This window comes from Streptomyces klenkii (genome assembly GCF_003626645.1).
In the GTDB taxonomy this organism is placed as follows: Bacteria; Actinomycetota; Actinomycetes; order Streptomycetales; family Streptomycetaceae; genus Streptomyces; species Streptomyces klenkii.
This window is the reverse complement of record NZ_RBAM01000006.1, coordinates 99,964-113,070: the sequence shown is the minus strand read 5'-3', so window position 1 is coordinate 113,070 and position 13,107 is coordinate 99,964. Positions and strand designations below refer to the sequence as shown.

The window sequence follows — 13,107 nt, the reverse complement described above, 5'->3', positions numbered from 1 at the left end:
GCGTGCCGCGGTGCCGCGTATGGCATCGATCCCCTGCACTTCATATTGGCCGATCGGTCTATTTCAGACACAGTGACAGGTGCCGACCCGTCAGACACGTCGGATTAGGCCGAACGGGACCCGGGAGAATCGCTCTGTCGACAGAGCGTCAGTTACGCGCGGACCGCCGCCGGGAAGCCGTTGCCGCATGGTGCAGATCGGGTACACGATGATGACCGAGCAGGCGGGGCCCCGGGACCTCGTCGCGCACGTGGCCGGCGCGGAGAAGGCGGGGTTCGACTTCTCCGTCACCTCCGACCACTACTTCCCGTGGCTCGCCGCGCAGGGCCACGCGCCCAACGCGTGGGCCGTGCTGGGCGCCGCGGCCCGGGCGACGTCCCGGATCCCGCTCATGACCTACGTCACCTGCCCCACGACGCGCTACCACCCGGTGCTCGTCGCCCAGCTGGCGGCCACCGTCCAGCTGCTGTCCCAGGGGCGGTTCCGCCTCGGGCTCGGCTCCGGCGAGAACCTCAACGAGCATGTCGTGGGCGGCGGCTGGCCCGGCGTCAGCGTCCGCCACGAGATGCTCGAAGAAGCCGTGTTCATCATCCGGGCCCTCTTCGAAGGGGACCTCGTCACCCACCACGGCACCCACTACGACGTCGAGCACGCCCGGCTGTGGGACGTCCCCGTGCCGGCCCCGCCCATCGGGATCGCCGTCTCGGGCGAGCACTCCTGCCGGCTGGCCGGGAGCGCGGCCGACCTGGTCATCGCGACGGAGCCCAGGAGGGAGCTGCTGGAGGCCTTCGACCGCCACGGCGGCGCCGGGAAGCCCCGGATCGGGCAGCTCCCCGTCTGCTACGACACCGACCACGGCGCGGCGGTCGAGCGGGCTTACGGGCAGTTCCGCTGGTTCGGGCTGGGCTGGAAGGTCAACGCCGAGCTGCCGCACAACGGGTCCTTCGCCGCCGCGTCCGCTTCCGTCACGAAGGAGGAGGTCGCCGAGGCGATCCCCTGCGGCCCGAACGTGGACCGCTTCGTCGAGGCCGTACGGGCGTACACCGACGCCGGGTTCACCGAGGTCGCGCTCGTGCAGATCGGCGGCGGCCACCAGGAGCCGTACCTGGAATGGGCCGGGAGAGAGCTGCTGCCCGCCCTGCGCACGCTCTGAAGACCGCCCGTCCCGCGGGGCTGCCGCCGGTCACAGCGCTCACAGCGCGAGGATGTCGGCGAGCTTGTAGTCCGCCGGTTCCTCCAGCTGGGCGTACGTGCACTGGTGGGGCTCGCGGTCGGGCCGCCAGCGGCGGAACTGCGTGGTGTGCCGGAACCGGTCGCCCTGAAGGTGGTCGTAGGCGACCTCGCACACCCGCTCGGGCCGCAGCGGCACCCAGGACAGGTCCTTGGTGCCGGTCCACCGGCTGGGGCCGCCCGGCAGCCGGCCGGCCGCCTGCGCCTCCTCGCTGGTCCACTCCTGCCACGGGTGCCCCTCGGCCGAGGGCATCCGCAGCGGCTCCAGCTCGGTCATGAGCTCCTGGCGGCGGCGCATCGGGAACGAGGCGCAGACACCGACGTGCTGGAGGCGCCCGGCCGGGTCGTAGAGGCCGAGCAGCAGCGAGCCCACGACGGGCCCGCTCTTGTGCGGGCGCAGCCCGGCGACGACGCAGTCGGCCGTCCGCTCGTGCTTGACCTTGGCCATGGCCCGCTCGCCGGGCCGGTACGGGGAGTCCGGCGGCTTGGCGACGACCCCGTCGAGCCCGGCCCCCTCGAACTGCTCGAACCACGCGTGCGCCGTCTCCAGGTCGTACGTGGCCGGAGCGACGTACACCGGGGCCGAGACCCCCTCCAGCGCCGCGGTCAGGGCGTCGCGCCGCTCCCGCTGCGGGGCCGCGAGCAGGGACTCCTCGCCGAGGGCGAGCAGGTCGAAGGCGATGAAGCTCGCCGGGGTGGCCTCGGCCAGACGGCGGACGCGAGAGGCGGCGGGGTGGATGCGTTCGAGCAGGGCGTCGAAGTCGAGGCGCCCGCCGCGGGTGATGACGATCTCGCCGTCGAGCACGCAGCGGGGCGGGAGCCGCTCGCGGAAGGCCTCCACGAGCTCCGGGAAGTAGCGGGTCAGGGGCTTGCTGGAGCGGCTGCCCAGCTCGATGTCGTCGCCGTCGCGGAAGACGATCGCCCGGAAGCCGTCCCACTTCGCCTCGTACAGCATGCCGGGCGGGATGGCCGCCACGGACTTCGCGAGCATCGGCTGAAGCGGTGGCATCACGGGGAGATCCATGACCGCGATTGTGCGGGCCCCGGGTCCCGGCCGCCTCTCCGCCGGGCCGTCCGCGGCCGCGTCCCCGCGACGCCGTCCGCAGGCGGGGCCCGGTGCCGCCCTCTAGCGTGAGGGGCATGGCACAGGAGGCGCTGGAGCTCACCGTGGGGGAGCGGACGGTACGGCTGTCGCACCCGGACAAGGTCTACTTCCCCGAGCGGGGCTTCACCAAGTACGACCTGGCCCGCTACTACCTCGCCGTCGCCGACGGCATCGTCCGGGCCCTCAAGGACCGCCCGACCACGATGGAGCGCTACCCGGACGGGGTGGAAGGCGAGTCCTTCTTCCAGAAGAGGGCGCCGAAGAACCTCCCCGAGTGGATCCCGACCGGGCGCATCGCCTTCCCCAGCGGCCGCTACGCCGACGAGATCTGCCCCAACGAGGCCGCGGCCGTGCTGTGGGCCGCGAACCTCGGCTGCGTGACCTTCCACCCCTGGCCCGTGCGCCGGACGGATACCGAGCACCCCGACGAGCTGCGCATCGACCTCGACCCGCAGCCGGGCACCGGGTACGCCGATGCCGTCCGGGCCGCCGTCGAACTCCGCGACGTCCTCGACGGCCTGGGGCTGACCGGCTGGCCCAAGACGTCCGGGGGCCGCGGGCTGCACGTCTTCGTGCCCATCGCGCCGCGGTGGACCTTCGTCCAGGTGCGCAGGGCCGCCATCGCCGTCGCCCGCGAGGTGGAGCGGCGGGTGCCGCAGGAGGTCACCACGGCGTGGTGGAAGGAGGAGCGCGGCGCCAAGGTGTTCGTCGACTACAACCAGACCGCCCGCGACCGCACCATCGCCAGCGCCTACTCGGTGCGGCCCCGCCCGCACGCCCCGGTGTCCGCGCCGCTGACGTGGGACGAGGTGACCGGCGGCGCCGTGCCCGAGGACTTCGACCTGGCGAGCATGCCGGCCCGGTTCGACGCCGTGGGCGACGTGCACGCGGGAATGGAGGACCAGCCGTGCGGCCTGGAGGCAGCCCTGGAGCTGGCCGACCGCGACGAGCGCGAGCACGGCCTGGGCGATCTGCCCTACCCGCCGGAGCACCCGAAGATGAAGGGCGAGCCGAAGCGCGTACAGCCGAGCAGGGCAAAGAAGGGGCCGACTGAGGGATCCTCAGACACGAAAGAGTGAGGGCGAATTGCCCTGGTTTATTAAGGATTGCGGCGAGGTACGACGGCATTGCGTTATCCACCCCGCAGACCAGGGAGCCCCCATGCCCAGGACACTCGCAGTCCGCAGCAAGAAGATCTCGACGGATGCCATCGCTGCGGCCGCATTGGCGGGCTCGCTGCTGGTCGCCGGCTCGGCCCAGGCAGCCTCCGGCCCCGCCGTCCCCCCCGTCCCCCAGCAGCCCGCCGGCAAGATCGTCAGCGCCTCGGGCGTCAACGAGCGCATGTACCCCAGCACGGACTCGGCGGTGCGGGGCACCGTCGCCCGCGGCGCCAAGATCGGCCTGCGCTGCAAGGTCCGCGCCCAGACCGTCGGCGGCAACAACATCTGGTACCTGCTCCGCACCCGCAACACCTGGGTCGCGGCGGCCTACGTCGGCAGCGCCGGCGTAGGTGCCGTCCCGCTGTGCAAGGACGTCGACCGCACGCCCCTGGACAGCGCCCCCACCACCCGGGCCGCCATGGGCTGAGACCCGCCGTCCCCGCATCCGCTCCGCGCCGGGCCGCCCGCCCGGCGCGGAGCCGCGCGCTCAGCGGTGTCGCGCGCAGACCCCGTTACTCCAGGTGGCTGACGGTAACGGATTGTGCCGTCACCTCGGGCGGCGGGCGGAATAATGGGTCATGTCGTTGTTTCCCGGCCGAATGCTGTCGTGATGCTGTGCAAGGACTGTCTGAACCCGGTAATCGAGGGCCCCGAAGGCGGCTACGTCTGCGGCCAGTGCTTCCACGTCGTGGAGCCCAACGGCTACGCGGAGCGCCGGGCCGAGGGAGTGCGGCGGGCCGCGGAGGAGCGCCGCATCCGCACCGAGGAGCGCCGCGCCCGGGCCCAGGCCCGCAACCGCGCCTGGCCTTGAGCGCGCTGAGATCCCCTTTTAGCGCTCCGGATCCCTGAGCCCCTGAACGGCCTGCTGAGCCCCGAACGTCCCGGCGCTCAGCGGCCCGCGGGCGCCGCGCCCCCGGCGGCCGCAGCCGCAGGAGGCTGATCGCTGCCGCAGTGCAGGCACTTGACCGCCGCCGCGGGAAGGTCCTCCGACAGGCACGCCGGGCAGGTCTTGAGCGGGCCCGGCTCCGCGAAGACCACCATGCCCCGCCGCGCCTGCACGTGCTTGTACGGGACCACGATCAGGAAGTACACCACGGCCATGAAGATGAGGAAGTAGACGGCCGCCGAGAGGAACGAACCCAGGTCCAGGTAGGTGTTCTTGTTGCCCGCCCGGCCCAGCTGCCAGCCCAGCCCCATCGAATGCCCGCCCTGCGCCCGGGCGATGATCGGATTGATCACGAAGTCGGTGAACGCCTTGATGAGCGTGCTGAGCGCGAGTGCGATGATCAGGCCGACGGCGACGGTGACGATGTCACCGCGCATGACGAAGTTCTTGAATCCCTTGAGCATGACCGACCTCCGGACAGCACGCTACATTCCGTCAAGCGGTCCTCAGCGGTACGGCACGCGCGGCGGCCGCCCTCAGGCGGCGGAGCCGCCGAATTCCCGCACGGCGTCCTCGACGATCGCCTCCAGCCGTGAGTGGTGCGCCCCGCGCCAGTACACGCGCTCGCAGACGGTGCACTGCGCGAACACGTCGTACGTGCGCCGCGTCCCGTGCTCCAGCCGCTCCGCGACCGTGTCCTTCGCGGCGTCCGCGAGCGGCCCGTTGCAGGCGGTGCAGCGCGTCCATGGGGCCAGCACCGGGGCGAACCTGCTCAGGACGTCCCGCAGTTGCTCGTCGGGACGGTCGCTGTAGACGTAGGCGCCGGCCCATATCTCGCGCCGCCGCAGCAGCCCCCGGTCGCGGCTGAGCAGCACCCGGCGCTCCGCCGCGGACAGCGCGGCCAGGGCGGGGTCGCCGATGTCCTCGCTCTCGTAGGCCGCGTCCACGCCCAGCAGCCGGAGCCGGCGCGCGAGCGTCCCCAGGTGCACGTCGAGGAGGAAGCGCAGCGGCGCGCCGGGCACCCGCTGCGGGCGCTCGACCGCGCGCACCTCGACGGATTCACCCGCGGAGGGGACGTGGGACACCGCCGCCGGGCGGCCGTCCACGAGCAGCGCGCCGGCCTCGGTCAGCGGAACGCCCAGCGATTCGACGACGTGCCCCAGGGACGAGGACGCGTCGATCGCGACGGGTGCCCGTTCGCGGCGCAGCTCCGAGTTGGCGAAGAGCCGCAGCTCAGGGGCAAGGGTGACGTGGATTTCCGGTCTGCTCACGCCGCCAGGATGCCATTGGCCGGCGGTCCGCCGGGCGCGGGGGCGCGGGTGGCGCTGCCGGCCCGGGCCCGGCCCCTGGGCGGGGCCGGAGCCGGGAAGCGCTCCGACGGGGCGTCAGGAGGCGCTGGGCAGGGCCGGTACCCGGTGCGTCGGGCAGGTGTAGCCGTTGCCGTGGATGTAGCTCCAGCCCAGCTCCTCGATGTGGGGCGTGGCCGTGTACGTGTGGTGCAGGAGGTGGCCCCACAGGTCGTCGTCGCGCGAGGGGCCGGGGTCGGGGATGACGAGGTCGAAGGTCGTGTGCGTGGTGCAGCCGTGGTGGTCGCACGCGAGGTAGAAGCGGACGGGGCCCGGGGTTTTGCCTGCGGTAGTGAGGCTCATGGGGCTAACTCTCGGGGGACGCCCGGGGCGGGGGAGGGCGGATCGGCGGATCTCTCCCCCGCTTCGGTGACGCAGCGTGTGACGACGGCCGGGGGTGGGTAGTCCTCTTCCCCTGGCGCACCTTTGGTTTTCCGTATCATCCGCTCAGGAGTTCTGGCGGGCTGATTACTGTACGTGGTCGCTGCGTGCGGTCGCCGTGTGTGACCCGCCGTCCGTGGTTGCTGTATGCGGTTGCTCCGCGCGGCTACTGACGGACGGTCCAGTGGTCGTTGGCGCCCGCCTGGAGGAACTTCAGGGGCGGGCAGAGGAAGTCGCGGCCCTGCGGGCTCTCCTCGGTCCACGGCGAGTCGGCCGGCCGGGCGGGCCGCCATGTCCCGCGGCTGCGCAGCGCTACGGCGCCGGAGTCGAAGACGGTGGTGCGGGCCTCGGTGCAGTAGTAGCCCGTTCCGGTCGAGGGGTTGACGCTCGCGTAGATCTCGAACATGTCCCAGCCGTGCGACAGGCCGCTCTGATCCTTGCCCGACTGGCGGAAGAGCAGGTCCCAGCCGGCCGTGCGGTAGTTGTAGAGGTACGCCGACCACCGGTTGGCCGCGGCGTCGTCCTGCACCATCTGCACGCTGTAGGCCGGCCGCCCGCTCGCCTTGTCCGTGTACGTGGCGAGGAACGCGGCGTCGACGGCGAGGGTCTTCGCGGGGCCGCCGGGGCTGGAGCACCAGTCCCAGGCCCATATCTCGTTGCCGCTGTTCCAGTAGGCGGTCACGACCTCCATGCAGGAGTTCTGGGCCTTGGTGGTGGGGGAGTAGGTGAAGTTCTCGCTGTCGGAGACCCGGTAGGAGGCGTCGACGCTGTGGGTCGCCTGGATGCCGTCGTGGGTGCCGGGCTGCGGGAAGACGCCCCACCAGTTGTGCGTGAGGTCCGCCTCCGGGGTCGCGGTCCCGCCGCCGGGCGTCCGGTCGTGGCGGCTCAGGGAGCCCGCCCGCGCGGCGGCCCGGCGGCCCTCGGCGAAGATGCGCGCGGCGCGGTCGCGGGCGGGGGAGTGGCCGGGGGTGCGGGCGCCGGCGACCGTGCCGCGGTGCGGGGCGCCGGGGGAGGGAACGGGATCGCGGTGGGCGGACGCCGTGCTCCCCGCCGCCCGGGGGTGGGAGGCGGCGGGGACGGCGGCGCCGAGGGCGGCGAGTGCAGCGAGTGCGGCCGTTGCGGACAGCAGGGCCGTACGGGCTCTCTTCATGGCTCCTCCGGACGGGGCGCACGGTGCGCGCGGTGGGGGGATTGGACCGGACCAAGCGATGAGAATGTCCATGACAACTGTTGAGGTGTCAAGAGACGCGAAGAGCCCACCACGCACGGCTCACCCCGGAGAGCCCGGCGCACACACGAGGGCGGCACGGGCCTCGGTAAGGCCCGTGCCGCCCTCGCGAGCTGACCGGCGCTCAGTCCAGAATGCCGCCCAGCACCCCGCCGACCAGCCCCGTCAGCCCGCCGACCACCCCGCCGAGCGCGAACACCAGACCGCCCAGCACGCCCGTCACCAGGCTCAGCAGGCCCGGCCCCCGGCCGTCGTACCGCTCGTGCCCGTGCGGCCCGTGCCCGCGCCCGGGAGGCCGGCCCCGGTCGGACACCTCGACCCCGTCCTTGGCCAGGTACGCCGTGGCCGCGGCCGCGTCGGTGGCGGCCGTGGTCATCCGGTCCAGGTCCGGGTGCGCGGCCGCGGCCTCCCGGGACAGCGCGCCCCGGGCCCGGTTCAGGCCGTCCAGGTGCTCCTTGACCTGCGTGCACGACAGACCCTGCTGCGCGCCGCCGGCCGCCTCGACCGCACCCGGCCCCGCCGCCCGGCAGGCCTTGACCGCCTCCACGGCCCGCTTGCGGATCACGTTGCGGTCGATGGCCCGGGCCCCGCCGGCGGCGGCCTCGCGCAGTGACTCGGGCGACGGCGCCTCGGCCGCCGGGGACGTGGGCGGCGTCGGGGGCGGGAAACCGGCCGAAGCGACGGCGGAACCGGTCGCACCAAGGGCCAGCGCACCGCACAGGGCGCCGGAGACCATGAGGGCGGTTCTGCGGGAAGCACCCATGAACGAACTCCTTCGGGCAGGACGGGCGATCGTTACGGTCACCTTGCGCCCGCCCCCGGGACCTCGCAATTCGTCGTCCCCGGGCTTTGCGCCGATCAGCCGAAGGCCCATCAGAAGCCCGCCACCGGCGCCCCGCACCCGCCCGGCCCGGGCGGCGGGCGATCGTATAGAGATACAAGCGGAAAAGCCAATGACGACCACGCGTGAGTGAAAGCGGCCCTGACGCCCTGGCACCCGCACGCCCCGCAGGGCAGGCTGCCAGGCGCACCACCGCGCTCCTTCCACACCGCACCGCCCCGTGCACCTCCCCGCTCCCTGCCGCCGACGGAAGAGCCCCCTCCCTCATGCCCGACAGCAACCCCGACAGCAGTCCCGGTCACAATCCACCCGCCGACCTCTTCGACAAAGCCCCGGCCTCCCCCTTCCTGCGGGCCGTCCACGCCACTCCCGTACGGCCCTACTACCGTCCCCTGCAAGCGCGCGACGGCGAGGCGGTCCTCGACGGGCGCAAGGTCGTGATGGCCGGCTGCAACGACTACCTCGGCCTGGCCACCGACTCCCGGGTCACCGCCGCGGCCGCGACCGCCCTCCAGACGTACGGCACCTCCTGCTCGGGCGCCCGCACGCTCAACGGCACCCTCCCGCTCCACGGCGAACTCGAAGCCGCCGTCGCCGACTTCCTCGGCACCGAGGACGCCGCCGTGGTCACCACCGGCTTCCAGGCCAACCTCGCCCTCGCCGCGCTCTTCGGCCCCGGCGACGCCGTCTTCAGCGACACCGCCAACCACGCCTCGCTGATCGACGGCATCCGCCTCGGCGCCGCGCACCGAATGCGCTACCGCCACGCCGACCCCGCCCACCTCGACCGGCTCCTCGCCGCGGCCGACCCCGCCGCGGCCAAGGCCGTCGTCACCGACGGCATGTTCTCCATGGACGGCGCCCTCGCCCCGCTGCCCGCCCTGACCGCCGCCGCCCGCCGCCACGGCGCCCGCACGCTCGTCGACGGCGCCCACGACATCGGGCTGCTCGGGCCCACCGGCCGCGGCGCCGCCGAGCTCCTCGGCGTCCACGAGCGGGTCGACCTCTTCACCGGCACGTTCTCCAAGTGCTTCGGCTCCACCGGAGGGTTCCTCGCCGGCCCCGCCCGCGTCATCACCCACCTGCGCTACGCCGCCCGCGCCATCCTCTTCTCCGCCTCCATGCCGCCGCCCGCCCTCGCCGCGGCCATGAGCGCCCTGGAGATCAGCATCGACGAGCCCTGGCGCCGCCACCGCGTCCTGGCCCTCGCCGCCCGGCTGCGCACCCGGCTCACCGCCCTCGGCTACGACACCGGCCCCGCGCACACCGACCCCGCCCCGCCCGGCGCGCCCCCGCCCCCCGGGCCGGTCATCGCCGTGCGCACCGGGGACCCGGCCGACTGCGTCCGGCTGTGGCAGCACCTGCTCGACGCGGGCGTCTACACCAACCCCGTCGGCCCGCCGGCCGTCCCCGAAGGCTCCAGCATCATCCGCGTCACCCTCCAGGCCACCCACACTGACACCCACGTCGACCACATCGCCGAAGCCTTCGCGAGCGCCCGCCGGACCCCGCCGCCCGCCGCCCCCGTGCTCGCCCGCCCCCGTCAGGCCCTCGCCCCGGAGACCGCCCGATGACCGACGTGACCGTCACCCCGGTGCGCGGGCGCGCCGCCACCACCGCCTTCATCAGGATGCCCCGCGCGCTCTACCGCCACGACCCCCACTGGGTCGCCCCGCTCGAACACGAGCTGCGCGCCTGCCTCGACCCCCGCCGCAACCCCTTCCACACCACCGGCACCGCCCAGCTCTTCCTCGCCCTGCGCGGCACCACCCCCATCGGCCGCGTCGCCGCCCACATCGACCCCCGGTACCAGCAGCGCCACGAGGAACGCACCGGCCACATCGGCTTCTTCGAGTGCACCGACGACCCGGCCGTCGCCGGCGCCCTGTTCGCCGCCGCCGAGCGCTGGCTCACGACCCGGGGCGCCGACCGCGTCCTCGGGCCCCTGAGCTTCACCACCAACGACGAATGCGGCCTGCTCGTCGAAGGATTCGACGGCCCGCCCACCGTCCAGATGCCGCACAACCCCCCGTACTACGCCGGTCTGTTCACCGCCTGCGGCTTCACCAAGGCCAAGGACCTCCACACCTTCACCGGCCCCGTGCCCGCCGACGGCGAGGTTCCCGCGGTCATCCGCCGCGCCGCGCAGCGCGCCCTGACCGACCCCGCGGTCCGCATCCGCCCCCTCGACCCCCGCCGCTACGACGCCGACCTCGCCGCCGTCCGGCGCGTCTACGACGAGGCATGGGCCGGGAACTACGCCTCCGTGCCCTTCACCGACGCCGAGTTCCACCACCTCGGCCGCCGCCTCAAGCCCCTCCTCGTCCCTGACCTGCTCCAGATCGCCGAAGTCGGCGGCGAACCCGCCGGCTTCACCCTCTGGCTCCCCGACGCCAACCAGGCCCTGGCCGCGGCCCGCGGCCGCCTCACCACCTACGGCCTGCCCATCGGCCTCGTCCGCGCCGCCCGCGCCCGCCGCCGCATCACCCGCACCCGCGCCTCCACCTCCGGCATCACCGGGGAACACCGCGGCCGCGGACTGATGGCCGCCCTCTTCTGCCGGGCCCAGCAGGCCGCCGCCCGCCTCGGCTACACCGAGAACGAGTACTCCTGGATCCTGGAGGACAACCGCGACGCCGCCCGCCACGCCCGGGCCATGGGCGCCGTCCACACCCGCACCCACCGCCTCTACCACCGCCCCCTCGCCCCCGCCCCGGCCACCGCCTCATGAGGTACGCCGTCACCGGAGCCACCGGATTCGTCGGCACCCGCCTCGTCGCGCACCTCACCGCGCTCGGACACGACGTCACCGCCCTCGTACGCGACCCCCGCCGCACCGTGCCCGGCGCCCGCACCGCGCCCGCCGACCTCGCCACCGGGGCCGGGCTGCGCGAGGCCACCGCCGGCGCCGACGTCGTCATCCACCTCGCCGCCCTCACCCACGCCGCCGACCCCCGGGCCCTCGCCACCGTCAACACCGGCGGCACCCGCCGCCTGGCCGCGGCCCTCGCCTCCCACCCCCATCCGCCCCGGCTCGTCTACTGCTCCTCGCTGGCCGCCAGCGGCCCCGGCCGGCTGCGCCACGAGGACGACACCCCCGCCCCCGTCTCCGCCTACGGCCGCAGCAAGCTCGGCGGCGAGGACGCCCTGCGCCGCGCCGCCGGCCGGCTGCCCGCCCTCACCGTCCGGCCCCCCATCGTCTACGGACCCGGCGACCGCCAGTTCCTGCCGCGCCTCGCCGCGGCCGCCCGGACCGGCCTGCTCCCCGCCGTCGGCCCCCGCGGCCCCCGCCGCTACTCCCTCCTGCACGTCGACGACCTGTGCCGGGCCCTGCTCGCCGCCGCCGAACACGGCAGGCCCGGCGCCGTCCACCACGTCGGCGACGGCGCCGAGCACCTGTGGAGCGACATCGGCGCGGCCGTCGCCGCCGCCCTGGGCAGGCGCCCGCCCCGCGTGGTCCACCTCCCCGCGCCCCTGGCCCTGGCCGCCGCCCACGCCCTCGGCCGCACCGGCATGCTCAACCCGGACAAGGTCAGCGAGGCCCGCCACCCCTCCTGGACCACCGCCCCCGGCACCCTGCCCGGGTTCGCCCCGCGCATCACCTGGCCCGACGGGCTCCGCACCACCCCGAGCCCCGCACTCCTCGACATCCGGAGCAGCACATGACCGTGCGCCGACACCTCTCCCCGTACGAACGCGCCGTGTGGGCGGCGGGTGAAGCGCTGCCCGCCACCGTCGCGGGCGCCGTGCACGTGGAGGGCGCCACCACCCCCGGCCGGCTGCGCGACGCCGTCGCCGCCGTCCGCGCCCGGCACCCCCTCCTCGGCTCCCGCGTGGAGCGCGGCGGCCCCTGGCGCGCCTGGTTCACCACCGAGGGCGTGCCCGAGACGCCCCTGCGCGTGGAGTATCCCGTCGCCGGCCGCACCGTCGCCCGCGTGCTGGAGGAGGAGCTCCAGCGCCCCTTCGCCACTGCCGACGGGCCCCTGGCGCGGTTCGTCGTCGTCGACGGCGGGGACTCCTTCGACCTGATCGCCGTCTTCCACCACCTCGTGGCGGACGGGCACTCCGCCGCCGTCGTGTTCCGCGACATCCTCCGCCACCTCGCCGCCCCCGGCGCCGGAGGCCCCGCCGTCGCCGCCCCGCCCGCGGACGGCCTCCTGCCCGGCCCCCGCGTCCGCCCCGCCGACCTCGCCAAGCTCTCCCGCTCCCTGCGCCTTCCCCGCCAGGCCGGCCCGCCGGCCCTGCCGCCCGGCCACGCCGCCCCGCTGACCTGCCGCACCTGGACGCTGGACCGGGCGGAGACCACCGCGCTGCTCGACCGCTGCCGCGCCGAGCGGACCACCGTCCACGCCGCCCTCTGCGCGGCCTTCGCCCGCGCCCGCCGGGCCCCCGGGCCCGCCCGCATCGCCGTGGCGGCGGACCTGCGCCGCATCCTCGCGCCCGTGCCCGAGGAGTCCGTCGGCCTCTACGCGGCCAGCTTCCTGCTGCCCGTGGCGACCGGCCGCCCCCACGACGACCTCTGGGAGGGAGCACGAGAGCTCAGGGAGCGCCTCCACCGGCGCCTGCGGCCGGAGGAACTGCGCCCGCTCGTCGCGGGGTTCCGCCTGCTGCCCCTGCCGGACGGGATGATCACACGGCTCCTGCACCGCAGCGAGAACAAGGGCGCACGCTTCGACGTGTCCCTCAGCAACTTCCTCACGTCCATCCCGGACACGTACGGCGACCTGCGCCTGACCGCCTTTCACGGCGCGGCCCACACCAGCCTCTCCGGCGCCCCGCTGGTCATCCTGATCGGCTTCGGCGGCAGGCTGTTCTTCAGCGTCACCTCCACCGACCCCGACGCGGCGGGCCTGTGCGAGCGGGCCATGACCCACCTCAACGCAGCGGTGACACCCGCCCGGCCGGCAGGTGCCCGCCTCTGACCCCCGGG

At 74.5% G+C, this 13,107-nt stretch carries 14 protein-coding genes; 8 read left to right on the top strand and 6 right to left on the bottom strand.

What is annotated here, in order from left to right; genetic code table 11:
• Positions 1-187 precede the first annotated feature (187 nt).
• A complete protein-coding gene (locus D7231_RS16175) occupies positions 188-1,153 on the top strand; it encodes a TIGR03557 family F420-dependent LLM class oxidoreductase (protein ID WP_120756158.1) in 966 nt (321 codons plus the stop codon).
• Between the two features lie 39 nt (positions 1,154-1,192).
• Here the strand turns inward: D7231_RS16175 and D7231_RS16170 are convergent, their stop codons facing one another.
• Positions 1,193-2,254 carry an ATP-dependent DNA ligase gene (locus D7231_RS16170; protein WP_120756157.1) on the bottom strand — a complete coding sequence of 354 codons (1,062 nt, stop codon included), beginning with the start codon at positions 2,252-2,254 and terminating at the stop codon, positions 1,193-1,195.
• A gap of 116 nt (positions 2,255-2,370) precedes the next feature.
• Between D7231_RS16170 and ligD the strand changes: the two genes are divergently transcribed.
• The 3 genes from ligD (at position 2,371) to D7231_RS16155 (ending at position 4,306) form a co-directional block, all read left to right on the top strand.
• Positions 2,371-3,414 (top strand): non-homologous end-joining DNA ligase, encoded by a 1,044-nt coding sequence (gene ligD / locus D7231_RS16165; RefSeq protein ID WP_120756156.1) that lies wholly within the window; start codon positions 2,371-2,373, stop codon positions 3,412-3,414.
• 82 nt (positions 3,415-3,496) lie between these two features.
• Positions 3,497-3,922, top strand: a complete 426-nt coding sequence (locus tag D7231_RS16160) for an SH3 domain-containing protein (RefSeq protein ID WP_120756155.1) — start codon at positions 3,497-3,499, stop codon at positions 3,920-3,922.
• Between the two features lie 183 nt (positions 3,923-4,105).
• On the top strand, positions 4,106-4,306 hold the full coding sequence (locus D7231_RS16155; RefSeq protein WP_052392529.1) for a hypothetical protein: 201 nt from the start codon (positions 4,106-4,108) through the stop codon (positions 4,304-4,306).
• A gap of 77 nt (positions 4,307-4,383) precedes the next feature.
• Here the strand turns inward: D7231_RS16155 and D7231_RS16150 are convergent, their stop codons facing one another.
• The 5 genes from D7231_RS16150 to D7231_RS16130 form a co-directional block, all read right to left on the bottom strand.
• Positions 4,384-4,845: a large conductance mechanosensitive channel protein MscL gene (locus tag D7231_RS16150; RefSeq protein WP_120756154.1), complete on the bottom strand. Its 462-nt coding sequence runs from the start codon at positions 4,843-4,845 to the stop codon at positions 4,384-4,386.
• Between the two features lie 72 nt (positions 4,846-4,917).
• Positions 4,918-5,652: a Mut7-C RNAse domain-containing protein gene (locus D7231_RS16145; RefSeq protein WP_120756153.1), complete on the bottom strand. Its 735-nt coding sequence runs from the start codon at positions 5,650-5,652 to the stop codon at positions 4,918-4,920.
• A 114-nt stretch (positions 5,653-5,766) separates the two neighbouring features.
• On the bottom strand, positions 5,767-6,030 hold the full coding sequence (locus D7231_RS16140; protein WP_120756152.1) for a hypothetical protein: 264 nt from the start codon (positions 6,028-6,030) through the stop codon (positions 5,767-5,769).
• A gap of 244 nt (positions 6,031-6,274) precedes the next feature.
• Positions 6,275-7,258 carry a carbohydrate-binding protein gene (locus D7231_RS16135; RefSeq protein ID WP_120756151.1) on the bottom strand — a complete coding sequence of 328 codons (984 nt, stop codon included), beginning with the start codon at positions 7,256-7,258 and terminating at the stop codon, positions 6,275-6,277.
• Positions 7,259-7,460: 202 nt separating this feature from the next.
• Positions 7,461-8,099: a hypothetical protein gene (locus D7231_RS16130; RefSeq protein WP_147449740.1), complete on the bottom strand. Its 639-nt coding sequence runs from the start codon at positions 8,097-8,099 to the stop codon at positions 7,461-7,463.
• Positions 8,100-8,443: 344 nt separating this feature from the next.
• Between D7231_RS16130 and D7231_RS16125 the strand changes: the two genes are divergently transcribed.
• Genes D7231_RS16125 through D7231_RS16110 form a run of 4 tightly spaced genes read left to right on the top strand, consistent with a single transcriptional unit; the run spans position 8,444 to position 13,099 of the window.
• Positions 8,444-9,751 (top strand): aminotransferase class I/II-fold pyridoxal phosphate-dependent enzyme, encoded by a 1,308-nt coding sequence (locus D7231_RS16125; RefSeq protein WP_120756149.1) that lies wholly within the window; start codon positions 8,444-8,446, stop codon positions 9,749-9,751.
• The gene (locus D7231_RS16120) at positions 9,748-10,908 is read left to right on the top strand and encodes a GNAT family N-acetyltransferase (RefSeq protein WP_120756148.1); all 1,161 of its coding nucleotides are present in this window, start codon (positions 9,748-9,750) and stop codon (positions 10,906-10,908) included. Before D7231_RS16125 ends, D7231_RS16120 begins: the two co-directional genes overlap by 4 nt.
• Positions 10,905-11,843, top strand: a complete 939-nt coding sequence (locus tag D7231_RS16115) for an NAD-dependent epimerase/dehydratase family protein (RefSeq protein WP_120756147.1) — start codon at positions 10,905-10,907, stop codon at positions 11,841-11,843. Before D7231_RS16120 ends, D7231_RS16115 begins: the two co-directional genes overlap by 4 nt.
• Positions 11,840-13,099 carry a phthiocerol/phthiodiolone dimycocerosyl transferase family protein gene (locus D7231_RS16110; RefSeq protein WP_120756146.1) on the top strand — a complete coding sequence of 420 codons (1,260 nt, stop codon included), beginning with the start codon at positions 11,840-11,842 and terminating at the stop codon, positions 13,097-13,099. The genes D7231_RS16115 and D7231_RS16110 overlap by 4 nt, the downstream gene beginning before the upstream one ends.
• The last annotated feature ends 8 nt before the right edge of the window (positions 13,100-13,107 follow it).

What these genes read in the sequence shown, in the direction of transcription:
- D7231_RS16175 (WP_120756158.1), top strand. Translation starts at nt 188, where the DNA reads ATGGTGCAGATCGGGTACACGATGATGACCGAGCAGGCGGGGCCCCGG.
- D7231_RS16170 (WP_120756157.1), bottom strand. Translation starts at nt 2,254, where the DNA reads ATGGATCTCCCCGTGATGCCACCGCTTCAGCCGATGCTCGCGAAGTCC.
- ligD (WP_120756156.1), top strand. Translation starts at nt 2,371, where the DNA reads ATGGCACAGGAGGCGCTGGAGCTCACCGTGGGGGAGCGGACGGTACGG.
- D7231_RS16160 (WP_120756155.1), top strand. Translation starts at nt 3,497, where the DNA reads ATGCCCAGGACACTCGCAGTCCGCAGCAAGAAGATCTCGACGGATGCC.
- D7231_RS16155 (WP_052392529.1), top strand. Translation starts at nt 4,106, where the DNA reads ATGCTGTGCAAGGACTGTCTGAACCCGGTAATCGAGGGCCCCGAAGGC.
- D7231_RS16150 (WP_120756154.1), bottom strand. Translation starts at nt 4,845, where the DNA reads ATGCTCAAGGGATTCAAGAACTTCGTCATGCGCGGTGACATCGTCACC.
- D7231_RS16140 (WP_120756152.1), bottom strand. Translation starts at nt 6,030, where the DNA reads ATGAGCCTCACTACCGCAGGCAAAACCCCGGGCCCCGTCCGCTTCTAC.
- D7231_RS16135 (WP_120756151.1), bottom strand. Translation starts at nt 7,258, where the DNA reads ATGAAGAGAGCCCGTACGGCCCTGCTGTCCGCAACGGCCGCACTCGCT.
- D7231_RS16130 (WP_147449740.1), bottom strand. Translation starts at nt 8,099, where the DNA reads ATGGGTGCTTCCCGCAGAACCGCCCTCATGGTCTCCGGCGCCCTGTGC.
- D7231_RS16125 (WP_120756149.1), top strand. Translation starts at nt 8,444, where the DNA reads ATGCCCGACAGCAACCCCGACAGCAGTCCCGGTCACAATCCACCCGCC.
- D7231_RS16120 (WP_120756148.1), top strand. Translation starts at nt 9,748, where the DNA reads ATGACCGACGTGACCGTCACCCCGGTGCGCGGGCGCGCCGCCACCACC.
- D7231_RS16115 (WP_120756147.1), top strand. Translation starts at nt 10,905, where the DNA reads ATGAGGTACGCCGTCACCGGAGCCACCGGATTCGTCGGCACCCGCCTC.
- D7231_RS16110 (WP_120756146.1), top strand. Translation starts at nt 11,840, where the DNA reads ATGACCGTGCGCCGACACCTCTCCCCGTACGAACGCGCCGTGTGGGCG.